This window comes from Pseudomonas sp. LBUM1658 (assembly GCF_059716055.1).
Genome location: NZ_CP166798.1, coordinates 3425218 through 3445076, shown reverse-complemented (window position 1 = coordinate 3445076; position 19859 = coordinate 3425218). Strand labels below are relative to the sequence as shown.

At 53.8% G+C, this 19859-nt stretch carries 14 protein-coding genes and 2 pseudogenes; 11 read left to right on the top strand and 5 right to left on the bottom strand.

Annotation, left to right across the window (positions count from 1 at the left end):
- Window positions 1-510: 510 nt before the first annotated feature.
- The 5 genes from ACA064_RS15810 (at window position 511) to ACA064_RS15790 (ending at window position 5947) form a co-directional block, all read left to right on the top strand.
- On the top strand, window positions 511-759 hold the full coding sequence (locus ACA064_RS15810; protein WP_497668948.1) for a hypothetical protein: 249 nt from the start codon (window positions 511-513) through the stop codon (window positions 757-759).
- 298 nt (window positions 760-1057) lie between these two features.
- A complete protein-coding gene (locus tag ACA064_RS15805) occupies window positions 1058-1717 on the top strand; it encodes a hypothetical protein (protein ID WP_497668947.1) in 660 nt (219 codons plus the stop codon).
- On the top strand, window positions 1710-3650 hold the full coding sequence (locus ACA064_RS15800) for a hypothetical protein (protein ID WP_497668946.1): 1941 nt from the start codon (window positions 1710-1712) through the stop codon (window positions 3648-3650). Before ACA064_RS15805 ends, ACA064_RS15800 begins: the two co-directional genes overlap by 8 nt.
- The gene (locus ACA064_RS15795; RefSeq protein ID WP_497668945.1) at window positions 3651-4607 is read left to right on the top strand and encodes an ATP-binding protein; all 957 of its coding nucleotides are present in this window, start codon (window positions 3651-3653) and stop codon (window positions 4605-4607) included.
- A gap of 77 nt (window positions 4608-4684) precedes the next feature.
- Window positions 4685-5947 (top strand): hypothetical protein, encoded by a 1263-nt coding sequence (locus tag ACA064_RS15790; RefSeq protein ID WP_497668944.1) that lies wholly within the window; start codon window positions 4685-4687, stop codon window positions 5945-5947.
- 82 nt (window positions 5948-6029) lie between these two features.
- Here ACA064_RS15790 and ACA064_RS15785 read toward each other — a convergent pair whose 3' ends face one another.
- The gene (locus ACA064_RS15785) at window positions 6030-7169 is read right to left on the bottom strand and encodes a site-specific integrase (protein ID WP_497668943.1); all 1140 of its coding nucleotides are present in this window, start codon (window positions 7167-7169) and stop codon (window positions 6030-6032) included.
- Window positions 7170-7247: 78 nt separating this feature from the next.
- On the opposite strand from ACA064_RS15785, the pseudogene ACA064_RS15780 reads away from it, so the two are divergent.
- Window positions 7248-8121, top strand: a pseudogene (locus tag ACA064_RS15780) (DNA-binding protein).
- A gap of 281 nt (window positions 8122-8402) precedes the next feature.
- Here the strand turns inward: ACA064_RS15780 and ACA064_RS15775 are convergent.
- The 4 genes from ACA064_RS15775 to ACA064_RS15760 form a co-directional block, all read right to left on the bottom strand.
- A complete protein-coding gene (locus tag ACA064_RS15775) occupies window positions 8403-9329 on the bottom strand; it encodes a helix-turn-helix transcriptional regulator (protein ID WP_497668942.1) in 927 nt (308 codons plus the stop codon).
- A gap of 179 nt (window positions 9330-9508) precedes the next feature.
- Entirely contained in the window at window positions 9509-10051 is a 543-nt protein-coding gene (locus ACA064_RS15770) for a VOC family protein (protein ID WP_497668941.1), read from the bottom strand.
- Window positions 10048-11985: an oxidoreductase gene (locus tag ACA064_RS15765; RefSeq protein WP_497668940.1), complete on the bottom strand. Its 1938-nt coding sequence runs from the start codon at window positions 11983-11985 to the stop codon at window positions 10048-10050. Before ACA064_RS15765 ends, ACA064_RS15770 begins: the two co-directional genes overlap by 4 nt.
- 89 nt (window positions 11986-12074) lie before the next feature.
- Window positions 12075-12977 carry a LysR family transcriptional regulator gene (locus ACA064_RS15760; protein WP_497668939.1) on the bottom strand — a complete coding sequence of 301 codons (903 nt, stop codon included), beginning with the start codon at window positions 12975-12977 and terminating at the stop codon, window positions 12075-12077.
- Window positions 12978-13315: 338 nt separating this feature from the next.
- Between ACA064_RS15760 and ACA064_RS15755 the strand changes: the two genes are divergently transcribed.
- The 5 genes and pseudogenes from ACA064_RS15755 to ACA064_RS15735 all read left to right on the top strand — a co-directional run bounded on the left by ACA064_RS15755 (window position 13316) and on the right by ACA064_RS15735 (window position 19807).
- Window positions 13316-14656 (top strand): MFS transporter, encoded by a 1341-nt coding sequence (locus tag ACA064_RS15755; protein WP_497668938.1) that lies wholly within the window; start codon window positions 13316-13318, stop codon window positions 14654-14656.
- A gap of 176 nt (window positions 14657-14832) precedes the next feature.
- Window positions 14833-16116: a salicylate 1-monooxygenase gene (gene salA, locus ACA064_RS15750; RefSeq protein WP_497668937.1), complete on the top strand. Its 1284-nt coding sequence runs from the start codon at window positions 14833-14835 to the stop codon at window positions 16114-16116.
- Window positions 16117-16196: 80 nt separating this feature from the next.
- A complete protein-coding gene (catA, locus tag ACA064_RS15745) occupies window positions 16197-17135 on the top strand; it encodes a catechol 1,2-dioxygenase (RefSeq protein WP_497668936.1) in 939 nt (312 codons plus the stop codon).
- Window positions 17136-17183: 48 nt separating this feature from the next.
- Window positions 17184-18328 (top strand): annotated as a pseudogene (locus ACA064_RS15740) (NAD(P)-dependent alcohol dehydrogenase).
- Window positions 18329-18355: 27 nt separating this feature from the next.
- Window positions 18356-19807 (top strand): aldehyde dehydrogenase, encoded by a 1452-nt coding sequence (locus ACA064_RS15735; RefSeq protein ID WP_497668935.1) that lies wholly within the window; start codon window positions 18356-18358, stop codon window positions 19805-19807.
- The last annotated feature ends 52 nt before the right edge of the window (window positions 19808-19859 follow it).

Genomic DNA, 19859 nt, shown 5'->3' with positions numbered 1-19859 from the left:
TGACCTGATGGCGGCGTCACGAACACCTAGCAGCAAGCAACTACGGCAGGCTTCGAGTCTGCCAAAGGGGGCTGGCCAATGTCTGTGTGTTAGCGAACATAGCTGCGTTCCGGCTAGTCGGAATGTAATGTCACCTAGCTTGCGAGATAACTGATGTTGGCGTCACACCGTCGCAGTGCAGGGCTTGACCTTTTTTGCTGAGCCTTGCCATAAGCATGTCTTCGAGAATTTGACTCGGCAAGTGACCAATAGCTTCTCGGCTCTGATAATCAGTCCGAACAATGCCCGTAGCGACAAAGCTTCCCCCGGTGTCGCTCGATGGCCATCCTCATGAGTGAACAGGCCAGTCAATATTGGCGCTTGTTCATACTGGACAGCGAGCAGCGCACGCTGAGGTATAGATGCTTGGTTTTCGTAGTCATCGTGAGTACCTCGCGCCATATGGCATGATTCAAGTTTATGGTCTATTGCTTGGTGGCCCAGATCCGGGCCGAACGTCAGGAGATCGAAATGCGCGTAGTGATGGACCGGCCGCTCCCGGTGGATTACGTACATCCAAGCGGGGAGCAGGCGAAGATCGATTTCATCTGGGGGGAGCTAAACAACCCTATACCCGTTGGCATCAGCATCTGGCTCAAAACTGGCGAGACCTACGTGAAGCTTGGGGTAGAAATTGACAACTGGAATACCTTTGGCGAAGCCAGGCAGCGCGGTATGGAACTGGCGACCAATTTTTTCCCCCCAGCTTTATCATTTTAGTACCCCGAACTAATAATGAAAAATCCCAAGAAAATCCAAAATCAACCTTCGTTCAATCGGTTAGCGCGAATATCGCGAATGAGCTTGAGATCATTATGCACTTTTACTTCCTCTGAGCGCTGATCAGATTTTGATCCGGTTTTCAATGGTGAAGTAATTTTCCAAAACCGGGAATTTCGCCCTAGCTTGCCAGATGACGACGCTCTGCTAAGCTGCTGGGAGGAATTAACCGGAATGCCCCAGCCATAGGGAATTGAGATAAGGACCAGCATATCCTCATGTTACCATGGGGATAACTATGTCTGCGAAAGGTGTAACATATAATTTTACATCCAGAAAAAGAGCCTTTGGCAATCAATGGCTAATATATAGCAATAAATCTCAAGCCATTCTTTCTTTGCTTAGCGATAGAGAGATTGCGCATTGGGTGTTAAACCTAGAATTCTGTCAGGAAATAAAATCATTTCACTTCAACGACTTCGAAGAAGAAATATTGACCGCCGATGGAAAGATCGCGTCACGCTATCGGTTGCGGGTAGAGTCCAGTGACGGAGTTGAGTTTTACAAAATTTCGGTCAATAAGAGTGAGGCGGATAGAGCGCATGAAGAGCTCTTTGATAGTTATCTCTGGCGCGAGAGGCATGTTAGATTCAAACATTTTACAGATGAGGATTTTCATTGCCACAAGCAAAAAATATTTCCTCTTTTAAAGCTTTCAGCTTTCTTGACTGCCAGTCGAGAACAGTACCTGCCGCCTAATTTAGTCGAATCTGCAAGTTTGCATGTCAATAATTTTAAGAGAGGAACACTTCTGCAGTATTTGTCTGCCCTCAGCGAATACAGCAGGCCCTCAGTGATGTTGCAAATATATCGCATGTACAACGCAGGCGATGTTGTGATTAGCTTCGAGGAGACACCATTCTCATTAGACTCCACATGGAGTCTAAAAAATGAATGACGCCACGAAATACTCTATAAATCCTATCTACGTAAAAGTAGACCCTGCGCAGGTGCCAGATAATAAAAGGGCAATATTTTTACGTCGGCGCGATGCGGCAGCGATGCGTTTAGATGGCGTATCATTGAAGCAGATATATACAGAAACTGGGATCAGCGCGTCCAAGGTCCATCGCTTGATGGATCGATTTAAAACAAAAGATGAAAATGGTGTTTGCTTTGGTGAGGCGGCGTGCATTCCGGATTTTAGAGTAAAAAAATATGAAAGAACAAAGTCAATTCTACCTAAAAAAAGTGAACAGAAAGGTGGCATGGCTGGAGTAATGGATAATCTACTAAAAGCCTTCCCAAATATTTTAACTAGATTTGTTGAGCAAGTTTTCCGGCGCAACGCTCCTATTGGCAAGGGGATGAAGTATCAAAGGACATTACTTTTTCAAGACTTTTATGAAATATGCAGAAGCGAGGGTGTCGGTGATAATGCCTGGCCTCTTTCTCAGGTCAGAGGCGCAAACAAAACTGTTTCAAAATTGATTAATAACATACTCGAGCAAGATTTCCAAGCTGCAGCACTTGCAGTAGGAGGTGGGTTGAGCCTGATCCACACCGCTGTAGGCAATGGGATTGAGCCACTATTTGGTCAATGTGATGTATTAGACGTGTTCGAGATCGATTCCCATTACCTAGATGGAACATTCGTGTTGCATATCAAAGGCGATCGCAGACTCACCACGAAAGATGTGATCGATAGATTCTGGTTGATTTGTGCGCGCTGCAGGAAAAGTAAAGCAATATTTGCCGCTCGATACGTTTTTGCTAGCCAAGTCACTGCACTCGATATATTTCAAGTAATTTGCGACGCGTATCTAGGCAACTGGAAACCAAGAGAAAAACTAAACGTGCCAAATCTTGAGTACATCACAGGCGCCGGCATGCCTTACTTTGTCCTTCCTGAACTCAGATACCATAGTATTGCTGCAATCTATTTTGACAACGCTATGCAGCATTTTGCTCTGGATGTACAAGATCTGTGCCTAGACAAGCTAGGGATCGCCGTTGACTACGGCCCCCTGGGTAGTCCAGGGCGCAGGACAAATATTGAAGGGTTATTTAAGACTTTATCCAGTCACGTACTGCATACGTTTTCATCAACAACCGGATCGCATCCTCATGACGGAAGATCAGACTCTCCTCAGGAGGCAGCTGTCTACTACGATATTAATGTGGATGAGGCGCTTGAAGTATTAGATGTATACATCGCAAACCATAACGCACTTCCAAGTGGGGGCGCTAACAAGGGAAATAGTCCGCTTGAAGCCATAAAAGCTTATCAAGATTGTAATATGCTATTTAAACCGATCGTGAATGATCTTCTCGTAAATTCCAAAGACATCAATTCATTGTGTCGTAAAGTTACTGTTCGAGGCAGCATTGCAAAAGGAGTGCGTCCGCGCATCAAACTAGATAAAGCACTGTACACGAGTTCTGTTCTCGCAGAAATGCCTAGCTTGATAGGCCAAGACATCATAGTCAGGATCGATCCAAACGACTACAGGACAGTTGCCGCGTTTTTACTTAGTGGTTTGCCACTCGATATTTTGACTGTAGAGGCCGCGTGGCGAGACTACAAACATAGCGTTCAAACAAGGAAGTTAATCAATAGAGCAATTGATAAAAAATTATTCGAAATTTATTTCGGTCAGCGCCCCGTCATCGTATATCGCAATTTTTTACTGAAATCGAAGTCAGCTCGCAATAACTTAGCGCTGCAAAGATTGCTAAGCGAGAACCCTGAGCTTGGTGAGCAAGTGGCCTCTACTAAAGAGCCAACAAGCAGTGACAGCAGTGATGCCCACGACAATAGTGACAAAAAAGAAACGACTAAGGAGCCTCAATGGCGATCTTTTTCTATTTCTCAATTTGAGGAAGATTAAATGCCCGATCTAAATCATCCTGGACTAAAAACGTATTTTAGGCTCAACACACCGGTGTTGAAAGATGTCGTGAGGCAAGTTTTTTTCGCAATAGCAATGCAGCAGACAGGAGTGATTTTCCAAGGTCCACCGCGAATAGGAAAAACTCGGTGCTCGGAAGCGTTAGCTGAAGAAGTGGAGCTAAAATTTGCGGATGTATTCGTCATAAGGCTTATCGCTGTGGCCCGTGAAAATGCAAGACATCGATCGACCGTAATACATCAGCTAATTAAACAAGAGAAAATACCTACAAAACCGAGAGATAGTAGCCTTGTAAAATTAAATTTGTTGGTTGATCGTATTCAAACGAGAATGGGGGAGCGGAACAAAACACAATTTGTGCTGATTATTGACGAATTGCAACGATTTGCTAGCGCTGACTTTTACCAATTGTCTGACTTGGTGAATCTTCTTGACAGTTTAAAAATAAAGATGACCGTGGTGTCTTTCGCTATGCCAGAGATCGTAGACATGGTAGATGAATTCAAAACAGTAGAACAGTCACAAATTATCTCCCGATTTATGAGCGATGTACGAGACATGTCTGGCGTAAATAGCGAAAAAAGTCTAGTCCAGATCCTCAAGCTTTATGACTGCGACATGATATATCCCGAAGGTAGTGGAATCACTTACACCCAACACTTTTTTGCAGCAGCCTTCGCGCAAGGTTGGCGGATCAGTTCAATCGCCTCTGCGTTATGGAGTGAAATGAACAATAAGGCTTCAGGCAATTACGTTAAAAACCTACCAATGGAACATGTATCTGCTGTTGTCCGTTATTTTTTTCTGGTTCGCTGTATGGTTAAAGGTAGTGATGATGCTAATTCTCCTATAACTATCGATGATCTCCGAGAGGCTGTGGAGCGTTCCGGTTTTGAACCTTTTTGTCGTAGAGCAGCAGTTGGTAAGCGATTATGAAGCTTTATACTCCGAAACAGGTGTACCCCTACGAATCTTATATTTCTATCTTTTATAAACTTCTGAGGTACACGTATTTGACTGACAGTGATTTGCTAAAAGTCAGCGGGATCACGTATGGGCGTCATCGGATGCCGTTTGAAACTCCAAGCTGGTTACCTGCATCGGCACTAGGGGAGGGGGCGACCCATCTTCCGACACGGTTCGCCCCGCCACAGCAAATTCTAAACCCTGCAAATAATATCCGCTTCTGCCCCGCATGCATCAAGATGGGATTTCACTCCGTATTCACATTCATTAAGTATTATCATTATTGCGCTATCCACAATGTTGAACTAATCGACATGTGCGCTGAATGCCGCAGTCGTTTTATGGGTGAGGTGCCTATCACCTCCTACTTTGAAGGAACGGTATTGGAGGGAAAAAAGCAGCACCATTGCGAAATCTGCTCTCTGGCTTGGCCCGATCTAGGCCACTGTTTTAGTTGGCGGGTAGACGGCGTTTTTATGGCCAAGGTGTTGGAAGTAAGCGACCACGAGGCTCAATGGTTTGAAGCGCTGATGTCCAGGGTGCTTGTTGGCTCGTACCATTGTCAGCATTACTACACTAGTGATGAGGATAGGGAGGCTTTGGCGGTGCCTCTTGAGCGGTTCTTAGGGATATCGTGTCCAGATCGAATGGCCGGTCGTGTGTACAGCCATCAGCCGGTGCATTGGATAACTCCGGAGTGCCCAATGAATGGGTATTACGACTATCTTGATCTTCAGGATTATCAACATGTCCGGCAAACGCTTTATGCTTGTTGCGAAGCGCTAGAAGAAAAGTATCTGCGCGGTCACGATGATTGTTTGGAGCGAATTAATTCGCTGACCGAATACGGCGCAAACACAGGGATCATTGGTAATTTTTGTTCATGTGCTCTGGCTTACGTGATGCTGCGCTTAAAATTGGCTTGTATTAAGTGGCCGACGGTTACAAGCGTTTCAAGTAAAAAGTCGGGATTCGACTGTTTTATTCAGCGTGCGCCATGTGCTTATGATGGTGCGGCCATAACTAAACTTATTACTGCGTGTTTCCTTAAATTCCTCGGCGAGATTCAATACAACATTGAAAAGGGCATCAGTTTTTCGATTGTTTTAAATGCTGAATATCCGTGGTACAGATCGGGAAAACATCAAAGCTTCTTTATTCGGCGGAGTAGCTACCGGTTTCGCAACGCCTGCACGCAGGACTTGGAATTCCAGCATACTTTTAAATTGACTCGAACCTCTCCCCGGTCCGGATTTAGCGTAATTTACGCTGACAACGAGCTTTCAGCCCACCATGTCCTAACTTTATAGATTACAGACTCAAAATGCCGGAGCAGCTACAGCTAACACGCTAGTATTCTTGGAGAGCCTTATTTCTTCAACTGAGTCCATCCTAGGGTTTAATTGTATCAGACGTATCTTTTATCGACCCCGGCCTGGCTGATGGCTCGAGGCGGGGTAGTAGCTCGGTTGCACGGCTGCTTAGCAGCGCACCAACTTGGAAGTAGCCCATTACTGAGCTCACACTGCGGTGCTCGGTCATGGCCATCACTTCGCCCAGTGGCACGCCCTGACGGCCAGCCTCGGTGACAAATCCCGACCTCAAACTGTGCGCCGCCCAATCCCCCTCCAGCCCGGCCAGCTGGGCACGGCGCTGGACAATGCGCGCGACCTGGTCTGCTGATAGGCCTGAGGCCCCCACTTTGCCACCCTTATACAATCGACGAAACAGAGGCCCGGAGGAGGCTGGCGCGGCCTCGAGCCAGGCACTCAGCGCGTGCGCCGCCGGTCCGCGCAGCGGCTTCTCCCGACGTATGCCGCCGGTGTCGGTCTTGGTCGCGCCCAGGGCATACAGCCAGGTGTCGGCATCCAACTTCCGCACATCGCCGATCTGCAAGCCGACCACCTCCGAGCGCCGCCGGCCGCCACCACTCCAGGCCAGCAAGAGCAGGGCGCGGTCACGGATGCCGCGCACGCCGTCGCTGCAGGTGGCGAGCAGCGCCTGCAACGGCTCGAGTACGAGGGCCATCTTTTTCCGTACCGACAGGCCTTGGCGCGATTGTGCCTTGCGCGCCTCGCGCAGCAGGGTTTTCAGCGCCGGGGCCTCAATCGGGTTGTCCCAGTTGTTAATCCGGTGCCATTTACCGAGCACCGCCAGGCGATGGCTGACCGTATTGAACGCCAGCGGCCCCAATTTCGCCTTGATCCGAGCGGCGACCAGCGCGGCGTCAATGCTTGGAGGCAGCAGCTGTGCCCAACCGCCGCCATCCAACGGGCGGGCCAGGTGATCGAGGACAAACTGCACCGCCACCGTCGTCGGCAGCGGCGTACTGCCCAGCGTCTGGCCGTAGCGCAGCTGCAGCCAGGCCGACCCGTAGGTGAGGGCGCTGCGGTAGCTGCGCAGGGTGTTGGTCGCGGTGCCGGCGGCGAGAAACGCCGCCGCGGCCTGCTGAGCGCTGAGCGCCAGGCCATGCAGGTCCAGCGGCGATTGGTCGACCAGCGATAGCTGATCGGTAATATTGAGTACGGTCATCGGACTGAAGTTTCAGTATGCGGAAGATAACGGCGGATAACAGTGCATTATCCTACCTAATTAGGTGAGCAGCAGGGCATGGCCGTCGGCGTACCGGAAACGGAGGTGTTTGCCGCGGCGGACGCGGTATTGGCCCGCGGGGAGCGGCCGACAGTCGAACGCGTGCGCCTGGCGCTGGGCCGCGGCAGTCCGGCGCGGGTCGGTGGGCTGCTCGATCAATGGTGGGCGCGTTTGGCTGAGCGCCTGAATGGCGAGACCCGCTTGCCGGCGTTGCCGGGTGAAGTGGCGCAGGCGTTCGTCGCGGTGTGGCAGCAGGCCACTTGCCTGGCGCAGAGTACAGCCGAGCAAGCGCTGGCCGAACAACGCCAAGTGCTAGCCGCCGAGCGCGAGCGAGTGGCGCTGATCGAAGACCAGGCGCGCCAGGACGCGGCGCAGTTTCGTCAGCACGCGGCTGAAGCCGCGACGGGGCGTCAGGCAGCCGAGGCGCGCTTGGCGGATCTGGAATTGCTTTTTGGCGCAGCGTCAGACACAGATCGACGACCTGCAGCAGCAGCGTGAAGGTTTGTTACACGAACGTAGCGAGGCACAACAGCTGAATCAGGCGTTACAACAAAATCTGCAAGCGCTAAGGCTCAAAGCCGAGCAGGAGCGCGTAGCGCAGGAAGGCTACATTCGCGGGGTCGAGGATCGTGCGCACCGCGAAGTCGACCACGCCCGGGAGGAGGGCAAAGCCATGACGGCCCAGCTCAAGGCCGCCGGCCGGCAGGTCGAGCAGTTGCAACGGCGGGTGGAGTCGATTCAGATCGAGCTTAGCCAGACCCAGCTACGGGCTGCAGCGCAGCACGCTCGCGCCGAAACGCTGGAGCAGCAATTGATTCAGGTTCGCCAAGCTCCAGTGACCAAGCGCAAGCCAAGAACCCGAAAAAACGCCACACCAGGTATCAACCCCTAGACCGAATGGCCGCAGAAATTCTCGCAGAATCGACAGACGTAGATACCGGATGCGTAGCAGATACCGCAAAAGAATACCCGCTTAAAATTTGCTGCAAGGACATAGTTCTGGCGACCAGTCCACAAGCGAGGCAGGGGTGAAAATAGGAGAGCCAAGCCATAAGCATCTTCGGATCATGAAAGGCAGCTAACGGCCCAGAGTGTGTAAAAACGTCAGATTGGGTTTTCTATATCGACGCAAGGAGACCTTGCTCACGTTTCGTGGTCGCTGACTAACGCACGTTACTGTAAGGCCGATGAGCAAAAAAGCCTGGAAACGTTTTTCTCGCGATACTGCTTGGGCGTCATGAACAGTTTTTCCTGGAACAGTCTGGTCATATGGCTTTGGTCCGAGAATCCGCAATCCATGGCGACAGCCTTCAACGGAACATCACGCACCGTAGACAAGATCCGCTCAGCTTTTTTTAAGCGGCGCGACTGAACGTACTGATGGGGAGAGACCCCATACACAGCCCCAAACACCCGTACAAAGTACGACGGGCTCAGGTCGACTATTGCGGCCATGTCTTTTACCGAAATCGGGCAGGACAGGTGTGAATCGATGTATTGCTGAAGCTGGTCGCGTTTCATGTTCGTCAGGCGAGACGCTTGATCGCTGTCTCTCAGATCACACCGCACATACTGGCGCAGCAGATGAATGCATATCTGTATTTCTAACGTCTGGGCGAAGATGCTGCTCCCCGGTTCGCCACTCAAACATTCCATTTCATAGGCTGCCATGAGCCTGGAGAGCTTCGCGTCGTTGACAATGGGGCAGTGGTCGACAAAAACCCCGTCAACGTCCTGTTGAAAAACTTCATTGGCGACCTTTGCCATCATCGCTTGCGAGATGTAGATATGACTGACTTCGATATCGTTCATCCAGTACCACCTGGATGATTCGCCTCGAGTCAAAATGGTGACGTCGTTATCGCCAACGGACCATTTTTGCCATTTCTTGCCATCATGGAAACCAAGATTGGATGTTCCCGATTTCCATCTCACCAACTCGTAATCCCGCATGCAAGGGATGCTGACTTCGGTTTTGTCAAAGCGATAGCCGCGGATCGACATGCCGTTATCGGGTGCAGTCTCAACGGTACCTTTGATCGTTACTTCACCAGGGATAACGTCCAGCATTTTTTCTGGCGTTAGCAGGATGGCACTCATCACAACTCCCTTTTTATTTGTATTGGCAGTGGAGTTTTTTATCAGCACTTAGCAGTTTTTGAGTGTTGATGGCATAGCGTTCTCACATTCAAAAACTAACACATCCTTCAAGTTTGTACGCAAAACAGGCTTGCCGCCGATCGGGGGGGATTTCCTCCGATCGTCTGGCAAGCCTTTCCTTACTCCACCTGGTTTTCGTGGTCACTCAGCTCGGTCAAACCCGGTCGCCATCGGCGCAGGTGAGTGTGACGCTCGTAGGCCTGCGCCGACGGGTAAGTCACCAGTTCAATCGTGCTTCCCCAAGGCGTGCGGGTGTATACGTAGCGATTAGCTTTTCCGGCGTCACCGCCCGGGAGGTCGCCAGGGCGGCTGAGGAGAACGCCACCGGCTTTCTCCAGGCGATTGGCGGCGGCGTCGATATCGTCAACGTAGATGCATATGTGCTGAATACCCAAATCGCTTGGAACTACAGGTTGCGACTGCTGCACCCCGGTGTAAGAAAACAGCTCCAGGTTGGGGCCGTTGCCGAGGCGAAGCATGCGGATTGCGGTAATCACAGCTCCGGGGGCGATGCCGAGTCCCACCTCCACCTCAGGCCCCCCCAAGGGCGCGTCAAGCATGTCGTAAAGTTTCTCGGCACCAAAGGCATCGACGAAGAATTGGGTCGCCGCTTCCATATCTGGAACGGTAATACCTACGTGTTCGATCGCGCGAACGTTCATGACAACTCTCCTATTTTCGCTGCCGCCCAGAATCCGGACTGGGTTGCCTCATACATCCGCCCGCCACGCGACCTCGTCCCGATGCTATGGACGCGAATGTCATCGACGGACGCCTCGAGGACAGTTGAAGCATTGCGCGCAGTCGCCATCACCACGTAGCCGTCATCGGGCACCGCTCCTGCTGTTCTGATCGATACGTCCAGGCTCTTGAGAAGGCCGATGAGGTGGTCGCGCTGCATATCATTGGTATCGACACCCACCCCATCAGCGGGTGAAACAAGGCTGACTTTTTTGCCTTGCTCGGCCATCCAAAGGGCGGCGAACATTGCAGTTTCGGTTTCACCAAATACGGTGACTTTGTCAGCCACGGGCAGATCCCCGTTTGCCAGCATGTCGGCAACATCCGGACTTTGATCCTGCGCAACGGTACCGGTCGCCAGCAATACGGTGTCCCACGGGGCCAAGTCGAAATCAGCTGCATCGGTATTGAGTTGTACTTCGACGCTCACGCGTTCGAGTTCGCTCTCGTAAAAGTGAATCATGTTCTTGACCTCCATGCGAAACGGGCTCGCAGCTGCCCAGGCATGGAGCTGGCCGCCGATGCGATCCGATCTCTCGACCAACCGCACGCTGTGTCCGCGCTCAGCAGCCAGTATCGCAGCCTCACAGCCGGCCGGGCCGCCACCGACGATCAGTACTCGCTGCTGTTTGGAAGCAGGACGGCGAGCGTCACTCGCGCGGCGTTCCTGTCCGAGGGTAGGATTTATCACGCACTGAGTGCCCTTGCCGTTGAACATCCACCGTGAGATGCACTCATTGACCGCAAGGCAGCGTCGGACACTCTGCGGTTGCCCGCGCCGTGTCTTGTTAACCGTTTCGGGGTCTGCAAGACCTGATCGACCGAGGGCCACAAAATCGAGCTCTCCGTTAGACACCGCTTGTGCCATCTCGTCAAAGAGCCAAGTGAGACGACCAACTCCGATCACCGGGATCGAAACACGCTTTTTCACGAGCTTGGCGTAATCCACCAGTGATCCTGGCGGGATCATGGGCAGCAACGTCATTGCAGTGTCGTAGTTCCCGGCACTTACATCCAAGGCGTCAACGTAAGGCTCGAGCATTTCGCAAAAGGCCAGGCCATCTTCCAATGAGAGACCGCCCTCGTAAGGCTCCATCACGCTGAGGCGATACAGGATCGGGAAATCCGCACCGACCTGTACGCGAACCCCACGCACGACTTCGAGCGCAAAACGGGCTCGATTTTCCAGGGATCCACCCCAGCGGTCGGTACGTTTATTTGTGAAAGGTGAGAGAAACTGACCGAGCAAATAGCCATGTGCACCGTGCAGCTCAACGGCATCAAAGCCGGCTGCCACCGCGCGCCGGGCACCTTGGACGTACTTGTCGATCAGCCCTGGAATTTCATGTTCTTCGATTGCTCGCGGTGGGGTGCCGAACGCGCTGGTGATGCCTGCTGTCGGCGCGAGTGGCGGTTCGTTACGTTCCGTATTGCCCTGGGAATTCTGGCGGCCGGTGTGGTGCAGCTGCACCGCAATCTTCGCTCCTTCGCCGTGGACGGCGTCGACCAGATTGCTGAGTGCGCCAATAAACCTGTCGTGGTCAATTCGCATCGGGTGGCCCGCCGTGCGCCCGACTTCCCAATCGATGGAGGTGTTCTCGGTGATGATAAGACCAACCCCTCCACGAGCACGGGCCCGATGGTATTCGATGAGCTTATCGTCAACCTCACCGAAGGTGCTGGCGAACTGAGTGAAGATCGGCGCTTGCACGAAGCGGTTGCGCAACTGCAAGGTGCCGATCCGCCCAGGCTGGTAGAGCGCCGCAGCAGGGCTGTCTGAAACCACAAGATTACGGATGTCTGGGTGTGCCATTGCCATCTCCTCATTATTTTTTTTGTTTTGAGGTTTGAGCATGGAAGATGGGCCGGCAAGAGTATTGAACAATCATGCCGAAGTGTTGAAGAATTCTGCTTTGGTGTCGCAACCATACTCGCTCAGGTGACTTAATCGGAAAACAGCTCAAACATCAGCTGGCGAAGCCAACGATTGGCTGGATCCTTGTTATAGCGTGCATGCCAGAACAGGTTTATTTCGATGTTTGGCAGTTCCACTCGCGTCGGCAGCACCGTGAGCCCAAAGGGTTGTTCGCAACTGCTGGCGAATCGTTCAGGCACTATTGCCATCAAGTCAGTGCGTTGAAGTATGTGGCCTACTGCGACGAAGTGGGGTACCTCCAGGCGTATATTTCGCTCGATGCCGGCGCGCGCCAGAAACGTATCGACTTCGCCGTGCCCCGTGTTCGCCGCTACGACGCGAACGTGGTCATAACTGCAAAAACGTTCCAGCGTTAACGGTTCCCTGGTAGCCGGGTGGTCTTTACGGCACATGCAGACATAGCGATGGTGAAACAGGCGCTGCTGAAAAAATCCAGCTTGCAGGTGCGGCAGTAATCCAACTGCAAGGTCAATCGCACCGTTCTGCAACCCTTCGGCCAAGGTATTGGAGGTGTTGCGCAGTGTGCTGATCGAGCAACCCGGAGCGCGCTCAGCCAGAGCGTCCATCAACCGCGGCATGAAGTAGATTTCACCAATATCGGTCATCGCCATCGTAAATCTACGATTGTAGTTGAGCGGGTCAAACTTGTCCTGTCGGCTCAGTGCATCACGCAAGGTCTGAATGGCCAGTGCAACCGGCTCAGCCAACTGCCGGGCATAGGGCGTGGGCTCCATTCCTTGATAAGTGCGAACGAAAAGCTCGTCGTTCAAAGCGACACGCAGTCGCTTTAACGCGTTGCTGACCGCGGGCTGGGTCAGCTCAAGGTTATCCGCCGCCGTCGATACCCTGCGGTCAATGAGCAGTTGGTTAAACACCAAAAGCAGATTGAGATCCAATTCACGTAATTCCATACCGCCTCGTGCAGATTGCGCGCTCATAAAGGGCTATAAATCTTTGCCCACCGTTGGGTCTGCACCGCTCTGAAATTGCCGCTGCAAGAGCCAAAGCCTAACAAGTGCCAGACCGCCGCGTCCATCGTGAGATCGATGGGACTTTTGCTCCCCTTCGATCTTTATTCACGTTCGAAATAATGCCTATTCACCTGGCTGCATTTATCACGGTTGATGGTTTGCCCATGATCGAATCCATGTCCAGTGCTGAACGCTCTGCGTAACACCATTGGGCACCGCGCAATTTCCGGAGGCGTCAGATCCTCCGGCTCTATAACAATGACAAGAAGAGCGATGCCATGCGTACGATTGATGTATCAGCCCTGATTGACGGGGCACGTTTCAATGCCTTCCATGCGCGCGTGCTGTTCTGGTGCGCGCTCATCATCATTTTCGACGGCTATGATCTGGTCATCTATGGGGTCGTGTTGCCTTCACTGATGTCCGAGTGGGGCCTCAGTTCGTTACAGGCGGGTGCGTTAGGCAGCTGTGCGCTGGTGGGCATGATGCTGGGTGCGTTGTTTTTCGGTTCTTTGTCGGATCGTATAGGCAGACGTAAAACCATCATGATGTGCGTCGCCATCTTCAGCGCAGTGACAGCGATCAACGGCTTGGCACGGAGCCCCGAGGCATTTGCCTTATGCCGGTTCATCGCCGGCCTTGGGATCGGGGGGGTGATGCCCAACGTTGTCGCGTTGATGAACGAGTACGCACCAAAAAAATCCCGTAGCACTTTGGTCGCGATCATGTTCAGTGGCTACTCGTTAGGCGGAATGCTATCGGCGAGCCTGGGCATGGTGCTGATCCCACAATGGGGATGGCAAGCGGTGTTTTATGTAGCGCTGATTCCTTTGTTGGTCTTGCCATTTCTGATACGACAATTGCCGGAGTCGATGGATTTCCTGCTGCGCACCGGGCAGACCGTCAAGGCCAAAAACCTGTTGGCAGAGGCCGCGCCGTCTTATGAACCAACCGCAAATGACCAGTTGAACCAGATGGTTGCCAAAGGCACGACTGTGTCGATTGCGCAGCTGTTCCAGGACGGGCGCAAGTTGAACACCTTCATGCTGTGGTTGGCGTTTTTCTGTTGTTTGCTGATGGTTTATGCATTGAGCTCCTGGCTGCCAAAACTCATGAGTGCTGCAGGCTATGGATTGAACTCCAGCCTGGCGTTTCTGGTAGCGCTAAATGTCGGCGCGATTATTGGCGCGGTGGCCGGTGGATGGCTGGGGGACCGAATTGGAATCGCCAAGGTCTTGTTCGGGTTTTTCAGTTGTGGAGCATTAGCCCTGAGTCTGTTAGCGCTCAAGGCGCCGTTACCGGTACTTTATTTGCTCATCGCCATAGCAGGGGCGTGCACCATTGGCACGCAGATCCTGGCCAACGCCTGCACGGTGCAGTATTACCCTGCGCACATACGGTCTACAGGGCTTGGTTGGGCGATGGGCGTCGGTCGCACCGGAGCCATCATCGGTCCTTTGTTAGGAGGCGCACTGCACGCTTCTTCATTGCCGCTGCAGGCGAGCTTTCTCATCTTCGCAGTACCAGGTCTGATAGGGGCCATCGCTATTCTGGTGTTTCTGATTCAGAACTCTCCAGGCCGTCAGGCCGCTTCATCCAAGCAACCCGTGCCGCAGTAACGATTGCAGAAAAAGGCGAGCGCAAGGAAGGGCTCGTCTGGCCAATGACTGCTCGTCCTAACGAGTAATATTCACACTCTTGATGGTATGTATGGGAGTTGCGGTATTTATCAATAGCGCTCAGATGGCGATGATTTGGTTACTCCAATAACAATCAGCCTTATGGGTAACTTGCTATGCGTACTCCTCAATCTAAATTGCACATCGGTATTGTTGGCGGCGGTATTGCCGGCGTGGCTCTGGCCCTGGACCTGTGCCGTCATTCCCATCTGAGCGTGCAGTTGTTCGAAGCGGCTCCGGCCTTTGGCGAGGTCGGAGCAGGTGTCTCCTTCGGCGCCAATGCCGTTCGTGCCATCGCGGGTCTGGGTATTGCCGAACCCTACCGCAAGATTGCCGACCAAACGCAGGATCCCTGGCAGGACATCTGGTTCGAATGGCGTCGTGGTGAAGATGCCGGTTATCTGGGCGCAAGCCTGGCCGAAGGGGTAGGGCAGTCTTCGGTACACCGTGCTGACTTCCTCGATGCTCTAGCCAGCCAGTTGCCCGAAGGGATCGCCCAATTCAGTAAGCGCGCCGTTAGCGTGGAGCAGGATGCCGAACAGGCTCGCGTAGTTTTCACCGATGGCACTGAGCATCGCTGCGATCTGTTGATCGCCGCGGACGGTATCAAGTCTTCAATTCGTGATCATGTTCTCAACGGTCTTGGCCAACCACTTGTGGCGCCGCGTTTCAGTGGTACCTGTGCCTACCGTGGGATGATCGACAGCCAACAGCTGCGCGCGGCCTACCGAGCCCGGGGTGTCGATGAGCACTTGATCGACGTCCCGCAGATGTACCTGGGGCTTGATGCACATATCCTCACATTCCCCGTCAAACAAGGCCGGCTTATCAACGTTGTGGCCTTCATTTCCGATCGCAGCCGCCCTGATCCAACCTGGCCAAGCGATTCTCCGTGGGTTCGCAATGCCAGCCAGGAAGAAATGCTCTCTGCCTTCAATCATTGGGGAGACGCTGCACGGGTGCTGCTCGAATGCATTCCGGCACCCACCCTTTGGGCTTTGCATGAACTCGATGAGTTGCCAGGCTACGTGCACGGCCGCGTAGGGCTGATCGGCGATGCTGCGCATGCAATGTTGCCGCACCAGGGCGCTGGCGCAGGTCAGGGGTTGGAAGACGCCTGGCTTCTGGCGCGATTGCTGGCCGATCCGCAGGTCCTGACCAGCCAGCCACAAGCGGTGCTCGCGGCTTACGACGCAATTCGTCGTCCACGTGCCTGTCGTGTGCAGCGCACATCCTGGGAAGCCGGGGAGCTTTATGAACTGCGTGATCCAGCCGTAGCCGATGACGAACAACTGCTGGGAAAAACCCTCGCAGAGCGTTTCGACTGGCTGTGGAATCACGATATGCAGTCCGATCTTCAAGAGGCTCGTACCCAGTTGGGTTGGCGAGCACTCGCCTAATGACTTGAACCGACATGCATGGAGGGAGCATCCAGCGGCTCTCTTCGTTCGTGAATACCAATAAGATCAGGTGAATCAAGATGACAGTGAAAATTTCTCAACTGCCGCAATTGCAGCAATTCTTCCGACAAGCCTCGGGACTGGACAACAACGAAGGCGATCCACGCCGCAAGCAGATCGTTTTACGTTTGCTGCAGGAAGTCGCCCGAGTGATCGAAGATTTGCAGATCAGCGACGATGAGTTCTGGGGGGCGGTGGACTACGTCAACCGCTTGGGTGCCAGAAACGAAGCAGGTTTGCTGGTCGCGGGACTCGGCATAGAACATTTCCTTGATCTGCTGGCGGATGCCAAGGACGCCGAAGCGGGCCGGAGCGGGGGCACGCCACGGACAATTGAAGGCCCGCTGTATGTAGCAGGGGCTCCACTGAGTGAGTACCAAACTCGAATGGATGATGGGAGCGAGGACGGTATCGCAACGGTGATGTTTCTGGAGGGACGCGTAACCGATTTGAAGGGTCAGCCGATCGCCGGAGCCACCGTGGACTTGTGGCAAGCCAACACCCAAGGCTACTACTCATATTTCGATAAGAGCCAGTCCGAATTCAACTTGCGTCGCCGGATTCTCACTGACGCCAATGGTTGCTACCGGGCTCGCAGCATCGTGCCTTCTGGGTACGGTTGCGATCCAACCGGCCCCACTCAGGAATGCCTCGATCAGTTGGGCCGTCACGGGCAGCGACCCGCGCATATCCACTTCTTCATTTCTGCCCCGGGGCATGAACATCTGACCACACAGATCAACCTGTCGAATGACAAGTACCTGTGGGACGACTTCGCCTATGCAACACGTGACGGACTGATCGGCGAAGTCAGCTTTGTCGATGACGAGGAACGGGCCGCAGCCAAGGGCGTGGCAGGGCGCTTTGCCGAGATGACTTTCAATTTCAGCCTGCGTCCGGCCGCCGGCGAAGAAGCAACCCATCGCAGCCAACGCCCGCGAGCGTTGCAGTCTGCCTGACAATCCGACGTTTTCTCGACTTCGACGAACTACTTCAAGGAGACAACGATGTCCCGGACCGATGCACAATCGATTAACATCCGTGCCGCAGTGCTGCGCACCTCGGGAGCCCCATTACAAATTGAGGATGTCTTGCTCGAGGCTCCGCGGCCAACAGAAGTGCGGGTCCGCGTGGTCGCCACAGGCGTTTGCCACACTGACATGGTGGTGCGAGATCAGCTATTTCCTACACCACTGCCCATCATCCTCGTCATGAAGGTGCCGGTGTAGTGGATGCGGTCGGTTCTGCAGTCACCACGGTACAACCGGGCGATCACGTGGTCATGACGTATATGTCATGCGGCCTTTGCCTGCCTTGCGAAACGGGCCACCCGGTACATTGTACGCACATGCACCCGCTGAACTTCGGTGGTGGCCGACTCGATGGCACTACTTCCGCTTGCGCTTGTGGCAACGACCACGCCATCCACGACCATTTCTTCGGCCAATCCTCCTTTTCCACTTACACGATCGCCAATGAGCGCAACGTGGTCAAGGTAGCGAAACAGGTGCCATTGGAACTGTTGGGGCCGCTGGGTTGCGGCATCCAGACTGGCGCATGATCGGTTCTCAATGCACTTAAGGTAGAAGCCGGATCGAGCTTCGCCGCCTTTGGTGCGGGCGCAGTCGGCCTGGCGGCGGTAATGGCTGCGAAGGTCGCCGGCGCTACTACCATCATTGCAGCGGACGTCACCCCGAGTCGGCTGGAACTGGCGCTCGAACTGGGGGCAACCCACGTCATCAATAGCCGCGAAGAGGATCCGGTTCAACGTATTCAGTCCATCACCCAGGGCGGTGTCAATTACAGCCTTGAATGCTCTGGCCGCTCCGAGGTTCTGCGCCAGGCGATCGATGCACTCACCACGCTTGGCACCTGTGGCATCGTCGACGCTACCAAAGTCGGCACCGAGGTGGTATTCAATATCAACGACGTGATGATTCCCGGCAAACGGATCATGGGCATCGTACAAGGCGATGTCGTTGCCAATGCCTTTATTCCGAAGCTGGTTGATCTCTATCTGCAGGGCCGATTCCCCTTCGACAAGCTATGCAAGTTTTACGAGTTCGATGAGGTGAACCAGGCGATGGCCGATAGCGAACGCGGTGTAACCATCAAACCGATTCTTCGCATGCCAGTCCCTGCTTCGGTCTGACTTTTTCGATTTGCAAAGGAACCCGTAATGACCGTTCAACTCGTGATAGATAATCAAAAACTCGACTCCTCCAATGGCAAGACTTTCCAACGCATCGATCCGCTCAGTGCCGCGACCGTTAGCGTAGGTGCAGCATGCAGCGTCGAGGACGCCATCCGTGCCGCCGAATCTTCCCAGCGCGCTTTTCGGACGTGGTCCAGAACCGGTCCAACCGAGCGTCGGCGCATTCTGCTGGCGGCAGCCGATGCCCTGGAATCGAAAATGGCGCAGTTCTGCTCGGTCATGGCCGAAGAGATCGGAGCTTCGCAACTGTGGGCACAATTCAACGTGGGCGCATCGGCCAACCTGCTACGTGAAGCCGCGGCCCTGACCACACAAATCAAAGGCGAAACCATTCCTACCGACAAGCCAGGCGCACTGTCGATGACGTTGCGCCAACCGGTGGGCGCGGTGCTGAGTATCGTGCCCTGGAACGGTCCGGTCATTCTTGGGGCACGCGCTATTGCCTACCCACTGGCGTGTGGCAATACGGTGATTTTCAAGGGGTCTGAAAGCAGCCCACGTACGCATGCGCTGCTGGCCGAAGCGTTTTACGATGCCGGTCTGCCTGCGGGAGTGTTGAACTTCCTGATCAGCGCGCCAGAGGACGCCGCTGGTGTGACTGAAGCGTTGATCGCGCATGACGTTGTGCGTCGAGTGAATTTCACCGGCTCGACCAAGGTCGGCCGCATGATTGCCCAGACCTGTGCCAGTCATCTCAAACGCTGCCTCCTGGAGCTAGGTGGCAAAGCACCTTTCATCGTTCTGGATGACGCGGATATCGACGGGGCAGTCAACGCTGCCGTTTTCGGAGCATTCCTTTACCAAGGACAAATCTGCATGTCGACCGAGCGTTTTGTGGTCGATGAAGCGGTTGCCGACGAATTCGTTTCCCGTTTCGCAGAACGAGTACGGTCGCTCGAAACTGGCGTTCCATCAACGACACCAAGCTGCGTGATTGGCCCAATGATCGGCCAAGGCTCAGTGAAACGGATCAATCATTTACTCGACGACGCCGTTGGAAAGGGCGCTGACATAGTTGCTGGCGGCCTGGCGGAAAATGCCTTGATGGGGCCGACACTGGTCGATCGGGTAACGCGTGAGATGTCGATCTACGACGAAGAAACCTTTGGTCCGGTGACAACTATCGTCCGGGTGAAGGGGGCCGAGCAAGCGCTGGAGGTGGCCAATGACACCGCCTACGGTCTTTCGTCATCAATATTCAGTCGCGATGTCACACGTGCATTGGATCTGGCTGGCCGACTTGATGCTGGCTGCGTACACATCAATGGAGCAACCGTCCAAAACGAACCCCAGGCCCCTTACGGAGGAATGAAGAAGAGTGGCTACGGCCGCTTCGATGGGAGTGCCGTCATTGAGGAGTTTACCGAGGTCAAGTGGGTAACGGTCGAGCCCTCTGATCAGCCTTATCCATTCTAAGTTTGAAACCGGCGCGCAAGGCGCCGGTTTTTTCTAGCGGTCGGGTGCCACG

Coding starts and splice junctions, on each gene's coding strand:
- ACA064_RS15810 (WP_497668948.1), top strand. CDS start 511: ATGCGCGTAGTGATGGACCGGCCGCTCCCGGTGGATTACGTACATCCA.
- ACA064_RS15805 (WP_497668947.1), top strand. CDS start 1,058: ATGTCTGCGAAAGGTGTAACATATAATTTTACATCCAGAAAAAGAGCC.
- ACA064_RS15800 (WP_497668946.1), top strand. CDS start 1,710: ATGAATGACGCCACGAAATACTCTATAAATCCTATCTACGTAAAAGTA.
- ACA064_RS15795 (WP_497668945.1), top strand. CDS start 3,651: ATGCCCGATCTAAATCATCCTGGACTAAAAACGTATTTTAGGCTCAAC.
- ACA064_RS15785 (WP_497668943.1), bottom strand. CDS start 7,169: ATGACCGTACTCAATATTACCGATCAGCTATCGCTGGTCGACCAATCG.
- ACA064_RS15775 (WP_497668942.1), bottom strand. CDS start 9,329: ATGAGTGCCATCCTGCTAACGCCAGAAAAAATGCTGGACGTTATCCCT.
- ACA064_RS15770 (WP_497668941.1), bottom strand. CDS start 10,051: ATGAACGTTCGCGCGATCGAACACGTAGGTATTACCGTTCCAGATATG.
- ACA064_RS15765 (WP_497668940.1), bottom strand. CDS start 11,985: ATGCTCAAACCTCAAAACAAAAAAAATAATGAGGAGATGGCAATGGCA.
- ACA064_RS15760 (WP_497668939.1), bottom strand. CDS start 12,977: ATGGAATTACGTGAATTGGATCTCAATCTGCTTTTGGTGTTTAACCAA.
- ACA064_RS15755 (WP_497668938.1), top strand. CDS start 13,316: ATGCGTACGATTGATGTATCAGCCCTGATTGACGGGGCACGTTTCAAT.
- salA (WP_497668937.1), top strand. CDS start 14,833: ATGCGTACTCCTCAATCTAAATTGCACATCGGTATTGTTGGCGGCGGT.
- catA (WP_497668936.1), top strand. CDS start 16,197: ATGACAGTGAAAATTTCTCAACTGCCGCAATTGCAGCAATTCTTCCGA.
- ACA064_RS15735 (WP_497668935.1), top strand. CDS start 18,356: ATGACCGTTCAACTCGTGATAGATAATCAAAAACTCGACTCCTCCAAT.